This is a genomic window from Geodermatophilus sp. SYSU D00697 (assembly GCF_054050175.1).
The window spans coordinates 71297-85390 of the sequence record NZ_JBJGYV010000014.1 but is presented as its reverse complement, the minus strand read 5'-3'; the positions used below and the strand labels follow the sequence as shown (position 1 = coordinate 85390).

The window sequence follows — 14094 nt, the reverse complement described above, 5'->3', positions numbered from 1 at the left end:
CTAGGTCGGCCCACCGACAGTTCCGAGTGCGCGCGCCGAGAGGCGCGCCACGCACTCCGTAGGCTGGCCGCCCGTGGACGACCAGCAGCACGCCGACGACCCGACCGCCGACCAGCCGGAGCCCCGCCGCGGGGAGCCGGTCCCCGGGGCCTTCGTCGCCGGCGACCGGGTCCAGCTCACCGACCCCAAGGGCCGGCTGCACACCGTCGTCCTGGAGCCGGGCAGGCAGTTCCACACCCACCGGGGCGCGATCGCGCACGACGACCTCATCGGCGCCCCGGAGGGCTCCGTCGTCCACTCCACCGCCAACACCGGCTACCTGGCCTTCCGGCCGCTGCTGGCCGACTTCGTGCTCTCCATGCCGCGCGGCGCGCAGGTCATCTACCCCAAGGACGCCGCCCAGATCGTCGGCTTCGGCGACATCGGGCCGGGCATGCGGGTGCTGGAGGCCGGGGCCGGGTCGGGGGCGCTGAGCTGCTCGCTGCTGCGTGCGGTGGGGGAGCGGGGGAGCCTCACCAGCTACGAGCGGCGGGAGGACTTCGCCGACGTCGCCCGGGCCAACGTCGGCGCGTTCTTCGGCGCGGTGCCGCCGAACTGGTCGCTGCGGCTCGGCGACCTGGCCGACCACCCGGCCGAGGAGGTGGTGGACCGCGTCGTCCTCGACATGCTGGAGCCCTGGGCGGTGCTGCCGACCGTGGCGGCCGCGCTGCGGCCCGGCGGGGTCCTGGTCGGCTACGTCGCGACGACGACCCAGCTGTCCACCTACGTCGAGGCGCTGCGGGCGCAGGGGGTCTGGACCGAGCCGCACGCGTGGGAGTCCCTGCTGCGCCCGTGGCACGCCGTCGGGCTGGCGGTGCGCCCGGAGCACCGGATGGTCGCCCACACGGCGTTCCTGGTCACGGCGCGGCGGCTGGCGGAGGGCGTCGTGGCCCCGCTGCGGCAGCGGCGGGCGCAGAAGGGCTGACCGCTCCAGGGGCGCCAGGGGCGGATCGACACCAAGCCGTTCCCTCCCCGTGACCGGACCGCCAGCGAGCCCCCGGCACGCTGTCCCCGGGCGTGTATAGATTTGCCTCCTGGCTCTCCCGATGTGTGCGGAGGTGCGCGATGGGCCTGGGTCCCGACGAGTTCCGAGCGCGGCGTGAACGCGACGTCTCTGCTCTGCTCAGCCAGATCTCCTACCTCGAGGAGGAGATCGGTCTCCTGCGTCGCAAGGTCGCCGACAGCCCCCGCCAGGTGCGGGCGCTGGAGGAGCGGATCGCCGAGGCGGAGGGCCGCGCCGCGTTCCTCTCCGAGCGCAACGACAAGCTCGCCGCCACGCTGCGCGAGGCGCGCGAGCAGCTGGTGACGCTCAAGGAGGAGGTGGACCGGCTCGGCCAGCCCCCGTCGGGCTACGGCGTCTTCCTGACCCGCCACGAGGACGGCACGGTCGACGTCTTCACCGGCGGCCGCAAGCTGCGCGTGTCGGTCTCCCCGGCGGTGGACGTCGAGGCGCTGCAGCACGGCCAGGAGGTCATGCTCAACGAGGCGATGAACGTCGTCGAGGCGTGCGGCTTCGAGCGCGCCGGCGACATCGTCATGCTCAAGGAGCTCCTGGAGCCGATCGACGGCGTGACGCCGCGCGCGCTGGTGATCGGCCACACCGACGAGGAGCGGGTCGTCTACCTGGCCGACTCGCTGACCGGTCAGCCGCTGCGCAGCGGTGACTCGCTGCTGCTGGAGACCCGCTCGGGCTACGTCTACGAGCGGATCCCCAAGAGCGAGGTCGAGGAGCTCATCCTCGAGGAGGTCCCCGACATCGACTACGGCGACATCGGTGGCCTCGCCCGGCAGATCGAGCAGATCCGGGACGCCGTCGAGCTGCCGTTCCTGCACGCCGACCTGTTCCGCGAGTACGAGCTGCGCCCGCCCAAGGGCATCCTGCTCTACGGCCCGCCCGGCTGCGGCAAGACGCTGATCGCCAAGGCGGTCGCCAACTCCCTGGCCAAGAAGGTGGCGGCGGTCCGCGGCGAGAACGCGGCCAAGTCCTACTTCCTCAACATCAAGGGCCCCGAGCTGCTCAACAAGTACGTCGGGGAGACCGAGCGGCACATCCGGCTGGTGTTCCAGCGGGCCCGGGAGAAGGCCAGCGAGGGCACGCCGGTCATCGTCTTCTTCGACGAGATGGACTCGATCTTCCGCACCCGCGGGTCGGGGGTGTCCTCCGACGTGGAGAGCACGATCGTCCCGCAGCTGCTCAGCGAGATCGACGGCGTCGAGGGCCTGGAGAACGTCATCGTCATCGGCGCCTCCAACCGCGAGGACATGATCGACCCGGCGATCCTGCGGCCGGGCCGGCTGGACGTGAAGATCAAGATCGAGCGGCCGGACGCGGAGGCCGCCCGCGACATCTTCAGCAAGTACCTGACCACCTCGCTGCCGATCCACCCCGACGACCTCGCCGAGCACGGCGGCAGCCGCGAGGCCACGATCGCCGGGATGATCCAGCGCACCGTCGAGCGCATGTACACCGAGAGCGAGGAGAACCGCTTCCTCGAGGTGACCTACGCCAACGGCGACAAGGAGGTCCTGTACTTCAAGGACTTCAACTCCGGCGCGATGCTGCAGAACATCGTCGACCGCGCCAAGAAGATGGCCATCAAGGAGCGGCTGGAGGCCGGGCCCGGCGGTGGGCTGCGGGTCGGCCACCTGATGGCGGCGTGCCTGGACGAGTTCAAGGAGAACGAGGACCTGCCCAACACCACCAACCCCGACGACTGGGCGCGGATCTCGGGCAAGAAGGGCGAGCGGATCGTCTACATCCGCACGCTCATCAGCGGCAAGGGCACCGAGTCCGGCCGCGCCATCGACACCGCGACCAACACCGGCCAGTACCTGTAGCAGAAGGACCTGCTGCCCCCGCGCCTCGGAGAACACCACCTGCCCCCGCCGCTCGCAAGCTCGCGGCGGGCCCCTGCGGGGGGCGGGCCGTGCAGCAGGGCCGTTCCAGCACGTCACCAGGCCCGGTCCCCGTCCCGGCGGGGGCCGGGCCGCCGCCGTCCGGGGGCACGGGGGCGGCCCCGGACGCCCGTCGGCGAGGCGGCCTAGGGTTGGCGCATGAGCGTGCGGCGGGTCATGGGCACCGAGGTCGAGTACGGCATCTCGGTGCCCGGGCAGCCGACGGCGAACCCGACCACCCTGTCCAGCCAGGTGGTGAACGCCTGGGCGGTGGCCGAGGCGCCGACGCCGCGCCGGCCGCGGTGGGACTTCGAGGAGGAGTCCCCGCTGCGCGACGCCCGCGGGTTCGACCTGTCGCCGGCCCAGGCCCTCGACCACAACGACCTCGACGAGGACTCCGGGATGGCCAACGTCATCCTCACCAACGGCGCGCGGCTCTACGTCGACCACGCCCACCCGGAGTACTCGACGCCGGAGGTCACCAACCCGCGCGACGTCGTCCTCTGGGACAAGGCGGGGGAGCAGGTGATGGCCGAGGCCGCCCGGCGGGCCGCGCGCGTCCCGGGCACCCAGCCGATCCAGCTGTACAAGAACAACACCGACGGCAAGGGCGCCTCGTACGGCGCCCACGAGAACTACCTGATGGACCGGCGGACGCCGTTCCTCGACATCATCCGCGGGCTGATCCCGTTCTTCGTCACCCGCCAGGTCTTCGCCGGCTCCGGCCGGGTCGGCATCGGCACCGAGGGCCGCACCCAGGGCTTCCAGCTCTCGCAGCGCGCGGACTTCTTCGAGGTCGAGGTGGGGCTGGAGACGACGCTCAAGCGGCCGATCATCAACACCCGGGACGAGCCGCACGCGGACGCCGACAAGTACCGCCGGCTGCACGTGATCATCGGCGACGCCAACCTCGCCGAGCTGTCGACCTACCTCAAGGTGGGGACGACGTCGCTGGTGCTGGCCATGATCGAGGCGCGGACGCTGACCCAGGACCTCTCCCTCGAGGAGCCGGTGGAGGCGCTGCAGGCGATCAGCCACGACCCGTCGCTGACCCAGCAGGTACGGCTGCGCGACGGACGGCGGATGACCGCGCTGGAGGTCCAGCAGGCCTACCTGGAGATGGCGCAGCGGCACGTCGACCGCCGCGAGGACGGCGACGAGCAGACCGCCGACGTGCTGCGCCGGTGGGCCGAGGTGCTCGAGGACCTCGCCGCCGACCCGATGCGCTGCGCCGACCGGCTCGACTGGCCGGCCAAGCTGCGGCTGCTGGAGGGCTACCGCACCCGCGACGGGCTGGGCTGGGGCGACTCCCGGCTGCACCTGGTCGACCTGCAGTACTCCGACGTGCGGCCGGAGAAGGGGCTCTACCACCGGCTGGTGGCCCGCGGGTCGATGCAGCGGATGCTCAGCGACGAGGAGGTGACGCGGGCCATGGTGCGCCCGCCCACCGACACCCGCGCCTTCTTCCGGGGCGAGTGCCTGCGCCGCTACCCGGCCCAGGTGGCGGCCGCCTCGTGGGACTCGGTGGTGTTCGACCTCGGGCGGGAGAACCTGGTGCGGATCCCGACCATGGAACCCCTGCGCGGGACCCGCGACCACGTGGGTGCGCTGTTCGAGTCGACGTCCTCGGCGCAGGAGCTGGTCGACACGATCACCGGCGGCTGAGCCCCTCCCGCGTCGTCGTTGGCGCCTGCCCGTCGACACCCGTTCGTCACCCCTCGCGGGTAACTTCTGCTCACGGCACCTGCCACACAGCGACCTGGAGGCACCCATGGCCACGAGGGACACCGGCGGTCAGCAGCGCACCACGCGCACCCGCGAGGAGACCGAGGACGTCGAGGCCTCGGTCGACACCGAGGTCGCCGAGCGCCACAAGGAGATGACCGAGGACGTCGACTCGATCCTGGACGAGATCGACGAGGTGCTCGAGGAGAACGCCGAGGAGTTCGTTCGGTCCTACGTGCAGAAGGGCGGGGAGTGACCACCTCCTGACTCTCCGCAACGGACGGGCAGTCAGAGGTGCCCGCGGTGCGGCGAGACAAGGCCCGTCGCCGCCTTCGGTCGTGATCGATCCCTGCCCGACGGGTTGTCGTTCCACTGCCTGAACTGCAACCGGGGAACGCAGCGACCGCTGGTACCGGGACAGGCGCCGGGCGAGGACGTTCGCGACCACTCCTGGGTGCCCGAGGGCTCTCGCTGGTGTCCGAGGTGCAAGCAGGCGGTCCCCGTCGAGGACCACGTCCAGAGCGCCTGCACGCCTTCCGGCTTCGGCAGTAGGTGCAAGGCCTGCCACAACGAGGCCAACAGCACCGCACACTGGTTGCGCACGCACGGCATCTCCGAGGTCGACGTCGCCCAGATGCGGGCGTCGCAGGGTGACCGGTGCGCCATCTGTGGCGACCAGGAACCGCGGCACCTGGACCACGACCACGGGTCGGGCGTGACGCGCCAGCTCCTCTGCCAGCGGTGCAACCACGGACTGGGCTCGTCCCGAGACGACCCGGCGCTCCTCCACACTGCCGCCTTCCACATCCGAGGACACCGCGAGGTACAGGCACTGAGGCGGCTCCAGGAGACCTTCGTCGTCCGGCCCGGCGGCACCGACGGCTGACGTCGGGGACCGCCGGTAGGGTCGCAGTGACGCCGCACGGGCGGCCTGCCGGCAGGTCGTCGCTGGGATCGCGGAGCAGCGGGGAACGCCGTCAACGTGCGGCGGGAGAGGCGGATGGGTGAACGAGTCGTCAGCTGGTCGGAGCGGGTTCCCGCCCGCCTACCTGGACCGGGTGGGCTCCTCGTTCACCGACTTCCTCGCGGTCACCGCGCCCGACCTGCTGCCCGGTCGCCGTCCGGTGCCCCAGATCCCGGTCGGTGACATCACCCCGCACGGGACGACGATCGTCGCGGTCACCTACGCCGGCGGCGTCCTCATGGGAGGCGACCGGCGCGCCACCATGGGCAACCTGATCTCCAGCCGGGACATCGAGAAGGTCTACCCGGCCGACGCCTGGTCGGTCATCGGCATCGCCGGGGCCGCGGGCATCGCCATCGAGATGGTGAAGCTCTACCAGGTCGAGCTCGAGCACTACGAGAAGATCGAGGGCCTGACGCTGTCCCTCGACGGCAAGGCCAACCGGCTGGCGCAGATGATCCGCGGCAACCTCGGCGCCGCGCTGCAGGGCCTGGCCGTCGTCCCGCTGTTCGCGGGCTTCGACCTCGACGCCGCGCCCGACACCACCCCGGGGCGCATCTTCAGCTACGACGTCACCGGTGGGAACTACGAGGAGCGCGGCTATGCCGCGGTGGGCTCGGGCTCGCTGTTCGCCCGCAACTCGCTGAAGAAGACCTGGCGGCCGGGGCTCGACGGGGACGCCGCCACACGCTCCCTCGTCGAGGCGCTGTACGACGCGGCCGACGACGACTCCGCGACCGGTGGTCCCGACCCGGTGCGCCGGCTGTACCCGATCGTCTACCGGGTCGACGCCGAGGGCGCGATCCGGCTCAGCGACGACGAGGTCGCCGCCGTCGCGAAGACCATCACCGACGAGCGGGCCGCCGCCGAGGGGCAGGGCTGATCGCCATGACCATGCCGTACTACGCCTCGCCCGAGCAGCTGATGCGCGACCGCTCGGAGTACGCCCGCAAGGGCATCTCCCGCGGTCGCAGCGTCGCCGTGGTGACCTACGCCGACGGTGTGCTGTTCATCGCCGAGAACCCCAGCTCCACGCTGCACAAGGTCGGCGAGCTCTACGACCGCATCGGCTTCGCCGCCGTCGGCCGGTACAGCGAGTTCGAGAGCCTGCGGGTCGCCGGCGTGCGGCTGGCCGACGTCCGCGGCTACTCCTACAACCGGCGCGACGTCACCGGCCGGGTGATCGCCAACGCCTACGCGCAGACCCTCGGCGAGATCTTCACCCAGCAGATGAAGCCCTACGAGGTGGAGCTGTGCGTCGCCGAGGTGGGCGACACGCCGGAGTCCGACCAGCTCTTCCGGCTGACCTTCGACGGCTCGGTCGTCGACGAGCCGGACTTCGTGGTCATGGGCGGCCAGGCCGAGGCCGTCAGCGCGAACCTGCGGGAGCACTACCTGCCCGGCATGACCCTCGCCGAGGCGCTCAAGGTCGGCGTCCAGGCCCTGTCGGCGGTCAGCCCGGCCACCAGCGGCGGCAACGGCAGCGGCCCGTCGCTGCTGACCGCCGAGCAGCTCGAGGTCGCCGTCCTCGACCGCCGCCGGCCCAAGCGGGCCTTCCGCCGGGTGGTCGGCGCCGCGCTGCACACGCTGCTGGACCGCGGCGACAGCGCGGCGGCCCAGACCGCCGCCGAGACCGTCGAGGAGCCGCACACCGCCGCGCACACGCCCAGCACGCCGGCCCCCGGCGCGCCGGCCGGCCTCGGCGAGCCGACCGCCCCCGACACCGGCGGCACCGCGGGCAGCGGAGGACAGTCGCCCACCACCTGACAGGGGAGGCCAGGTGCCCGAGTACCGGGTGCACCGGGCCGGCGTGGACCAGGCCCGCCGGCTCATCGACGCCGGCACCGTCGATGCCGACACCGAGTGGTCGGACGCGGCGCCCTCGGCGGCCGAGGAGAACGACGAGATCGGGGCCCACGGGCACGACGGCTACGGGACCTGGCACCTGGCCGTCGACCCGGACGCCTCCGCGGACACCAAGAAGCGCTACGCGTTCCCCTACGGCGACTTCTCGCGGGTCAACCGGGCCGCGCTCGTCCACGCGAAGCAGCGGGCGACGCAGAACGACCACGCGGCGATCGCCGAGGCCGCCGACGACCTGTTGCGCCGGCTGGACGAGCGGCGGGAGTAGCCGCGCGCGGCGACCGGGCCAGTGTCGGTGTCGGCGCCTAGAGTCGGATCGTGGAACGACGGATCTTCGGCATCGAGACCGAGTACGGCGTCACGTGCACCTTCCGCGGGCAGCGTCGGCTGTCCCCGGACGAGGTGGCGCGCTACCTGTTCCGCCGCGTGGTGTCGTGGGGGCGCAGCTCCAACGTGTTCCTGCGCAACGGCTCCCGGCTCTACCTCGACGTCGGCAGCCACCCCGAGTACGCCACCGCCGAGTGCGACGACCTCACCGAGTTGGTCGTGCACGACAAGGCCGGCGAGCGGATCCTCGAGGGGCTGCTGGTCGACGCCGAGCAGCGGCTGGCCGAGGAGGGCGTCACCGGCGACATCTACCTGTTCAAGAACAACACCGACTCGGCCGGCAACAGCTACGGCTGCCACGAGAACTACCTGGTCGGCCGGCACGGGGAGTTCAGCCGGCTGGCCGACGTCCTGATCCCGTTCCTCGTCAGCCGGCAGATCGTCGTCGGCGCCGGCAAGGTGCTGCAGACCCCGCGCGGCGCGATCTACTGCGTCAGCCAGCGCGCCGAGCACATCTGGGAGGGCGTCTCCTCGGCGACCACCCGCTCCCGGCCGATCATCAACACCCGCGACGAGCCGCACGCCGACGCCGAGCGCTACCGGCGGCTGCACGTCATCGTCGGCGACTCCAACATGAACGAGACGACGACGCTGCTCAAGGTCGCCGTCACCGACCTGGTGCTGCGGATGATCGAGGCCGGCGTCCCGATCAAGGACATGGCGCTGGAGAACCCCATCCGCGCCATCCGGGAGATCAGCCACGACATGACCGGACGGCGCAAGGTCCGGCTGGCCAACGGCAAGGAGATGTCGGCGCTGGAGATCCAGTCCGAGTACCACAGCCGCGCCGCGGAGTTCGTCGACCGCGAGGGCTTCGGCCCGGTGCACCGGCAGATGCTCGAGCTGTGGGGCCGGGTGCTCAAGGCCGTCGACTCCGGCGACCTCTCGCTGATCGACCGCGAGATCGACTGGGCCACCAAGTATACGATGATCGAGCGCTACCGGGCCAAGCGGGACCTCCCGCTGTCGCACCCGCGGATCGCGCAGATGGACCTCGCCTACCACGACATCAGCCGCCGGCGGGGCCTGTACTACCTGCTCGAGCGCAACAACGCCGTCGACCGGGTGGCCCACGAGCCGCGGGTGTTCGAGGCCAAGAACGTGCCGCCGCAGACCACCCGTGCCCGGCTGCGCGGTGAGTTCATCCGGCGGGCCCAGGAGAAGCGCCGCGACTTCACCGTCGACTGGGTGCACCTCAAGCTCAACGACCAGGCCCAGCGCACCGTGCTGTGCAAGGACCCGTTCAAGGCCGTCGACGAGCGGGTCGACAAGCTCATCGCCAGCATGTGAGCACCGGCGGGGTGGGAGACGAGCAGACCTCGTCTCCCACCCTCCGCTCATGCGTCGTCGGGCAGCGGCACCTGCAGCGCGGCGTACCGGCCCGCGGCGGCCGCGGCGAGGAAGTAGGCGCGCTCCTCGGGCCACCCGCGGCCCATCGTCGACAGCGGCACGGGGGACAGCCCCAGCGCGTCCTCCAGGCCCTCGACGTCCATCCACACCACCGGGTTGCGCTCGGGCTGACCGGCGAGGTCCTCCTCGACCTGGCCCCCGAGCTCGGACCCGAGCCCCCGCGGCGCCACCAACGTCACCCCGGCCAGGGCCACCCGCCCGAACGCGGTGAGCGAGTGGTGGGAGACCCCTCGGTGGCGCGGCCGCAGGTCGGCGTCGGAGATCCGCAGCGCACCGACCGGGAGGCCCCCGAGCACCGACACCGCGTTGCATGCCTCACCGGCGGCCACCCCCGAGAACCCCCACGGCGTGCCGGTGCCGAGGTTGCCCGGCCCCTGGGTCACGATCGCCACGTCGGCGCCGAGCACGTGCCGGGCCGCGAGCAGCCCGGTGTGCAGGGTGACCGCCTCGACGTCGCCGCCGAAGGCCTGGCCCACCGTGACCACCCCGGCCAGCGACGGCGCCAGCGCCGAGAGCGTCCGGGAGAACCCGGCGACCAGCGCCCCGCCGTCGGTCATGACGTAGGCGACCTTGAGGTCCGGATCGGTGGCCAGGACGCCGATCAGCACCGCCGGCAGCGCCGAGTGCAGGTCCGCGACGACGACGGGCATGCCGCCGAGGTCCTCGGCCTCGGCGATGGTCACGTGGTGCTCGGTCTCCTGCTCGTCGACGCCCTGCACCGTGACCTGCAGCGGCGTGTAGCGGGCCTTGACCAGGTGCCCGGGGCCCACGGGGTCCGGCGGCAGCCGGTCGGGGACGGCGACGACGAGGGCGTACCCGCCGGTGCCCAGGCGCTGTGCCCACGCGGTGGTGTTGAGCAGCACCGTGTCCCCGACCTCGGGGACCCCGACCAGCGACGGGTGCGCCAGCGCCCGCACCTCGCCGTCGTCGGTGACCTGGACGGTCAGTTCCTGGGCGTCCCGCCAGGACCGGCCCAGGGCGGTCACCGTCCCGCGTCGCCACCGGATCCGCTGCTGCGTCGAAGTCGCTTCCCCCACGCGGGCAGGCTAGCCAGACCGCTCGCCGGTCGCCCTGCTGGTCGACCCACCCCGACGCCCCGGCGAATGACTAGCCTGGGCGCGTGGCGGCGAAGCGGGCGGAGCGGCTGGTGAACCTGGTCATCGCCCTGCTCGGGACCAGGCAGTACGTGACCGCGGCGAAGATCCGGGCCACGGTGCCCGGCTACGAGCCCGACGACGGCACCGCGCGCGCCGACGAGGCGTTCAAGCGGATGTTCGAGCGGGACAAGGCCGAGCTGCGCGAGATGGGCGTGCCGCTCGAGACCGGCCGCACCAGCGCCTTCGACACCGAGGACGGCTACCGCATCGCGCGCGCCGACTACGAGCTGCCGGAGATCACCCTGACCGGCGAGGAGGCCGCCGCGGTCGGCCTGGCGCTGCGGCTGTGGGAGTCCGCGCAGCTGGCCGGTGCGGCGCAGAGCGCGCTGGTCAAGCTCAAGGCCGCCGGGGTGGACGTCGACACCGGCCGGGCGCTGCCGCTGCGCCCGCGGCTGGACTCCGACGAGCCGGCCTTCGAGCCCTGCTACGCCGCGGCCCGCGACCGCCGGGCGCTGGAGTTCGACTACCGCCGCCCCGACGAGGACACGCCGGCCCGCCGGCACGTGCAGCCCTGGGGGGTGGTGGCCTGGCACGGCCGCTGGTACCTCGGCGGCCTGGACCTCGACCGGCGGGCGCCGCGGGTGTTCCGGCTCTCCCGGGTCGTGGGCACACCGCGCGCGGTCGGCCCGGCCGGCGCCTTCGAGCCGCCCGAGGACGTCGACCTGGCGGCGATGGTCGCCGGTCAGTTCGGTGGGGAGGAGCAGCTGGTGGTGGTCCGCGCCCGGCCCGGCGCGGCGATCGGCCTGCGCCGGCACGCGGTGCCCCTCGGCCCGGCCCGCGGCGACGACGGCGAGGACTGGGACCTGCTGCAGCTCCGCACCACCGAGCCGATGCGGCTGGCCGACCAGCTGGCCGCCTACGGGGCCGACGTGGTGGTGGAGGCGCCGGCCGAGGTGCGCCGGGCCGTCGTCGAGCGGTTGACCCGGCTGGCGGCGATGGCATGAGGGCGGCGGCATGAGGGCGGCGGCATGAGGGCGGCGGCACGAGGGCGGCGGCACGAGGGCGACGGCATGAGGGCGGCGGCATGAGGGCGGCGGCATGACCAGCGCCCCCACCACGACCGAGCGGATGACGCGGCTGCTGTCGCTGGTCCCGTACCTCACGGCGCGCCCCGAGGGCGTGCCGCTGGCCGAGGTGGCCCGCGACTTCGGCGTCCCCGAGCGGCAGCTGCGCCGCGACCTCGAGCTGCTGTGGATGTGCGGGCTGCCCGGCTACGGCCCCGGTGACCTCATCGACCTGGCCTTCGAGGGCGACCGGGTGCGGGTCACCTTCACCGCGGGGATGGTCCGCCCGCTGCGGCTGACCACCGACGAGGCGGTCGCCCTGGTGGTCGCCCTGAAGACGCTGCTCGAGCTGCCGGGCCTGGCCGAGCAGGAGGCGGTCAGCCGGGCGCTGGCCAAGGTGTCGGCGGCCGCCGGGCACGCCGGCGAGCGGGTCACCCCCGTGGCGCTGTCGGTCGACGCCCGGGAGCAGGCCCTGGCCGTCGTCCGGGAGGGGCTCGAACGCAGGCGCGCCCTGCACCTGCACTACTACGTGCCCACCCGCGACGAACGGACCGAGCGCACCGTCGACCCGCTGCGGCTGCTGCTGGTCGACGGCCGCTGGTACCTCGAGGCCTGGTCGCGCGAGGTCGCCGGGGTCCGGCTGTTCCGGCTGGACCGGATCGACGACGTCCGGGTCCTCGACGAGCCCGCCGCGCCGCCGCCGGGGGTGCACCTGCGCGACCTCGACGCGGGCCTGTACCAACCCGAGCCCGGGTCGCCGGTGGTGCGGCTGCGGCTGGCCCGCACCGCCCGCTGGGTGGCCGAGTACTACCCGGTCGAGGACGTGCGGGAGGTCGACGACCCGCCCGGCGGGCTGGCCGTCGCCGTCCGCACCGCGGACGTGGCCTGGGCGCGCCGGCTCGTGGCCTCCCTCGGCGGCGCCGCCACCGTCGACGAGCCGGCCGAGCTGGCCGCGGAGGTGGCCGCCGACGCCCGCGCCGCGCTCGCCCACTATCCATCCGACGGACAGTCCCCGGACAGGTCCGGGGACTAGGGTCGCAGGCGTGCTGCTGCTGTTCGTCTGGATCGCCGTCGCCGTCCTGGCCCTCGTGGTCCTCGGCGCGCTGGCCCACGGCCTGTTCGGCGCGATCTCGCGGCTGCGCCGTGAGGTCGCGGCGTTGGAGCGGGACCTGCGGCCGGTCCTCACCGACGCGCAGGCCACCGCGGCGCGCGCCGCGGAGGTCGGCGGCACCGGCCGCTGACCGGCCGGACGCGCCCCCCCGCTTCGGGGGACCACGCAGCAGGGTTCGCCACGTAGCATCGTGGACGCCACCGCATCCCCAGGAGGACCGTCATGGCCGGACTCGGCCCGTTGGAGATCGGCCTGATCATCCTGGCCATCCTGCTGCTCTTCGGCTACAAGAAGCTGCCGGACGCCTCGCGCTCGCTGGGCCGCTCGCTGCGCATCTTCAAGGGCGAGATGAAGGGCATGAAGGACGACGACGTCCGCACCAAGGACGCCGCCAAGACCACCCCCGTGCGCGGCGAGGTGCTGCCCCCGGCCGGCCCCGACGCCACCGCCCTCGAGGCCGAGGCGCGGGCCGCGGAGGCCCGGGCCGCCGAGCTGCGGGCCCGCGCCGCCCAGCAGAGCGGCTCGGCCGACAGCAGCCGCTGACCCGACCTCCGGCACCACGATGAGCGAGCAGGGCCCGCGCCGGTCCCGTCTGCGGCGACGCCGTCGCCCGCGGGACCCCCAGGCGACCATGTCGCTCATCGCGCACCTCACCGAGCTGCGCAACCGGGTCGCCAAGGCGCTGCTGGCGCTGCTGCTGGCCGCCGGGTTCGCCTTCTGGTGGTACTCCCACGGCCTCGGTGAGTTCATCCGCGCGCCGTACTGCGGACTCCCCGGCGAGCTGCGCTTCGGGCAGGGGGCCGACGACACCTGCGGCCTGCTGATCACCGACGTCTTCGGCGGCGTCTTCATCCGGCTCAAGGTGAGCCTGCTGGCCGGCGCGGTGCTGTCGGCGCCGGTGTGGCTCTACCAGCTGTGGGCGTTCATCACCCCGGGTCTCAAGCGCAACGAGAAGCGGTACGGGATCACCTTCGTCACGGTCTCGACGGCGCTGTTCGCCCTGGGCGCGGTGCTGGCCTACATCTCGCTGTCGGCGGGCCTGGAGCTGCTGCTGAGCCTGGCCGGCGACGGCGTGGTGGTCGCGCTGACCGCCCAGGACTACATCGGGTTCGTGCTCTCCCTGCTGGTCGCCTTCGGCGTCAGCTTCGAGGTGCCGCTGGTCGCCGTCGCCCTCAACCTGGTCGGCGTCCTCAGCTACGAGGTGCTGCGCAAGAGCCGGCGCTGGATCTTCTTCCTCACCGTCGTCTTCGCCGCGTTCATCACCCCCACGCAGGACCCGTTCACGATGCTCCTGATGGCCGGCCCGATGATCGTGCTGTTCGAGCTGGCCATCCAGATCGCCCGCTTCGTCGACCGGCGGCGGGCCAAGCGGGCGGCCGTCGAACACTTCCACGACCTCGGCGACGACGAGGCCTCCCCGCTGGACGCGACGCCCTCGCAGCTGGACGCCACGCCGACGCCCTACGACGGCCCGGGCCGGGAGGACGACGTCCCCGCGCCGGCCGACGGCCCGGCCGCCCGTACCCGCGGCTGAGCGAG

Annotated in this window: 15 protein-coding genes; 14 read left to right on the top strand and 1 reads right to left on the bottom strand. The window is 73.1% G+C overall.

Annotated features, from left to right (window positions below):
- Positions 1-73: 73 nt before the first annotated feature.
- The 9 genes from ACI79C_RS13955 (at position 74) to pafA (ending at position 9163) form a co-directional block, all read left to right on the top strand.
- On the top strand, positions 74-964 hold the full coding sequence (locus ACI79C_RS13955; protein WP_456946262.1) for a tRNA (adenine-N1)-methyltransferase: 891 nt from the start codon (positions 74-76) through the stop codon (positions 962-964).
- 140 nt (positions 965-1104) lie between these two features.
- Complete coding sequence (gene arc, locus ACI79C_RS13950; protein WP_456946261.1) at positions 1105-2877, top strand: proteasome ATPase; 1773 nt, start codon at positions 1105-1107, stop codon at positions 2875-2877.
- 216 nt (positions 2878-3093) lie between these two features.
- Entirely contained in the window at positions 3094-4599 is a 1506-nt protein-coding gene (gene dop, locus ACI79C_RS13945) for a depupylase/deamidase Dop (protein ID WP_456946260.1), read from the top strand.
- Between the two features lie 106 nt (positions 4600-4705).
- Positions 4706-4915 (top strand): ubiquitin-like protein Pup, encoded by a 210-nt coding sequence (locus ACI79C_RS13940; protein ID WP_456946259.1) that lies wholly within the window; start codon positions 4706-4708, stop codon positions 4913-4915.
- Between the two features lie 198 nt (positions 4916-5113).
- Positions 5114-5545, top strand: coding sequence for an endonuclease domain-containing protein (locus tag ACI79C_RS13935; protein WP_456946258.1), 432 nt, complete (start codon positions 5114-5116; stop codon positions 5543-5545).
- 118 nt (positions 5546-5663) lie between these two features.
- Positions 5664-6506 (top strand): proteasome subunit beta, encoded by an 843-nt coding sequence (gene prcB, locus ACI79C_RS13930; RefSeq protein WP_456946257.1) that lies wholly within the window; start codon positions 5664-5666, stop codon positions 6504-6506.
- A 5-nt stretch (positions 6507-6511) separates the two neighbouring features.
- Positions 6512-7390: a proteasome subunit alpha gene (gene prcA, locus ACI79C_RS13925; RefSeq protein ID WP_456946256.1), complete on the top strand. Its 879-nt coding sequence runs from the start codon at positions 6512-6514 to the stop codon at positions 7388-7390.
- A gap of 13 nt (positions 7391-7403) precedes the next feature.
- A complete protein-coding gene (locus ACI79C_RS13920; protein ID WP_456946255.1) occupies positions 7404-7754 on the top strand; it encodes a hypothetical protein in 351 nt (116 codons plus the stop codon).
- A 50-nt stretch (positions 7755-7804) separates the two neighbouring features.
- The gene (gene pafA / locus ACI79C_RS13915) at positions 7805-9163 is read left to right on the top strand and encodes a Pup--protein ligase (protein WP_456946254.1); all 1359 of its coding nucleotides are present in this window, start codon (positions 7805-7807) and stop codon (positions 9161-9163) included.
- Between the two features lie 47 nt (positions 9164-9210).
- Here pafA and ACI79C_RS13910 read toward each other — a convergent pair whose 3' ends face one another.
- A complete protein-coding gene (locus ACI79C_RS13910) occupies positions 9211-10320 on the bottom strand; it encodes a DUF3866 family protein (protein ID WP_456946253.1) in 1110 nt (369 codons plus the stop codon).
- An 83-nt stretch (positions 10321-10403) separates the two neighbouring features.
- On the opposite strand from ACI79C_RS13910, the gene ACI79C_RS13905 reads away from it, so the two are divergent.
- From ACI79C_RS13905 to tatC, 5 genes are all read left to right on the top strand, one after another.
- Positions 10404-11384 (top strand): helix-turn-helix transcriptional regulator, encoded by a 981-nt coding sequence (locus ACI79C_RS13905; RefSeq protein ID WP_456946252.1) that lies wholly within the window; start codon positions 10404-10406, stop codon positions 11382-11384.
- Between the two features lie 94 nt (positions 11385-11478).
- A complete protein-coding gene (locus ACI79C_RS13900) occupies positions 11479-12477 on the top strand; it encodes a helix-turn-helix transcriptional regulator (protein ID WP_456946251.1) in 999 nt (332 codons plus the stop codon).
- Between the two features lie 10 nt (positions 12478-12487).
- Entirely contained in the window at positions 12488-12685 is a 198-nt protein-coding gene (locus ACI79C_RS13895; protein WP_456946250.1) for a hypothetical protein, read from the top strand.
- Positions 12686-12777: 92 nt separating this feature from the next.
- On the top strand, positions 12778-13098 hold the full coding sequence (gene tatA / locus ACI79C_RS13890) for a Sec-independent protein translocase subunit TatA (protein WP_456946249.1): 321 nt from the start codon (positions 12778-12780) through the stop codon (positions 13096-13098).
- 88 nt (positions 13099-13186) lie between these two features.
- Positions 13187-14089: a twin-arginine translocase subunit TatC gene (tatC, locus tag ACI79C_RS13885; protein WP_456946248.1), complete on the top strand. Its 903-nt coding sequence runs from the start codon at positions 13187-13189 to the stop codon at positions 14087-14089.
- The last annotated feature ends 5 nt before the right edge of the window (positions 14090-14094 follow it).

What these genes read in the sequence shown, in the direction of transcription:
- ACI79C_RS13940 (WP_456946259.1), top strand. Translation starts at nt 4,706, where the DNA reads ATGGCCACGAGGGACACCGGCGGTCAGCAGCGCACCACGCGCACCCGC.
- prcA (WP_456946256.1), top strand. Translation starts at nt 6,512, where the DNA reads ATGACCATGCCGTACTACGCCTCGCCCGAGCAGCTGATGCGCGACCGC.
- arc (WP_456946261.1), top strand. Translation starts at nt 1,105, where the DNA reads ATGGGCCTGGGTCCCGACGAGTTCCGAGCGCGGCGTGAACGCGACGTC.
- ACI79C_RS13900 (WP_456946251.1), top strand. Translation starts at nt 11,479, where the DNA reads ATGACCAGCGCCCCCACCACGACCGAGCGGATGACGCGGCTGCTGTCG.
- dop (WP_456946260.1), top strand. Translation starts at nt 3,094, where the DNA reads ATGAGCGTGCGGCGGGTCATGGGCACCGAGGTCGAGTACGGCATCTCG.
- tatA (WP_456946249.1), top strand. Translation starts at nt 12,778, where the DNA reads ATGGCCGGACTCGGCCCGTTGGAGATCGGCCTGATCATCCTGGCCATC.
- tatC (WP_456946248.1), top strand. Translation starts at nt 13,187, where the DNA reads ATGTCGCTCATCGCGCACCTCACCGAGCTGCGCAACCGGGTCGCCAAG.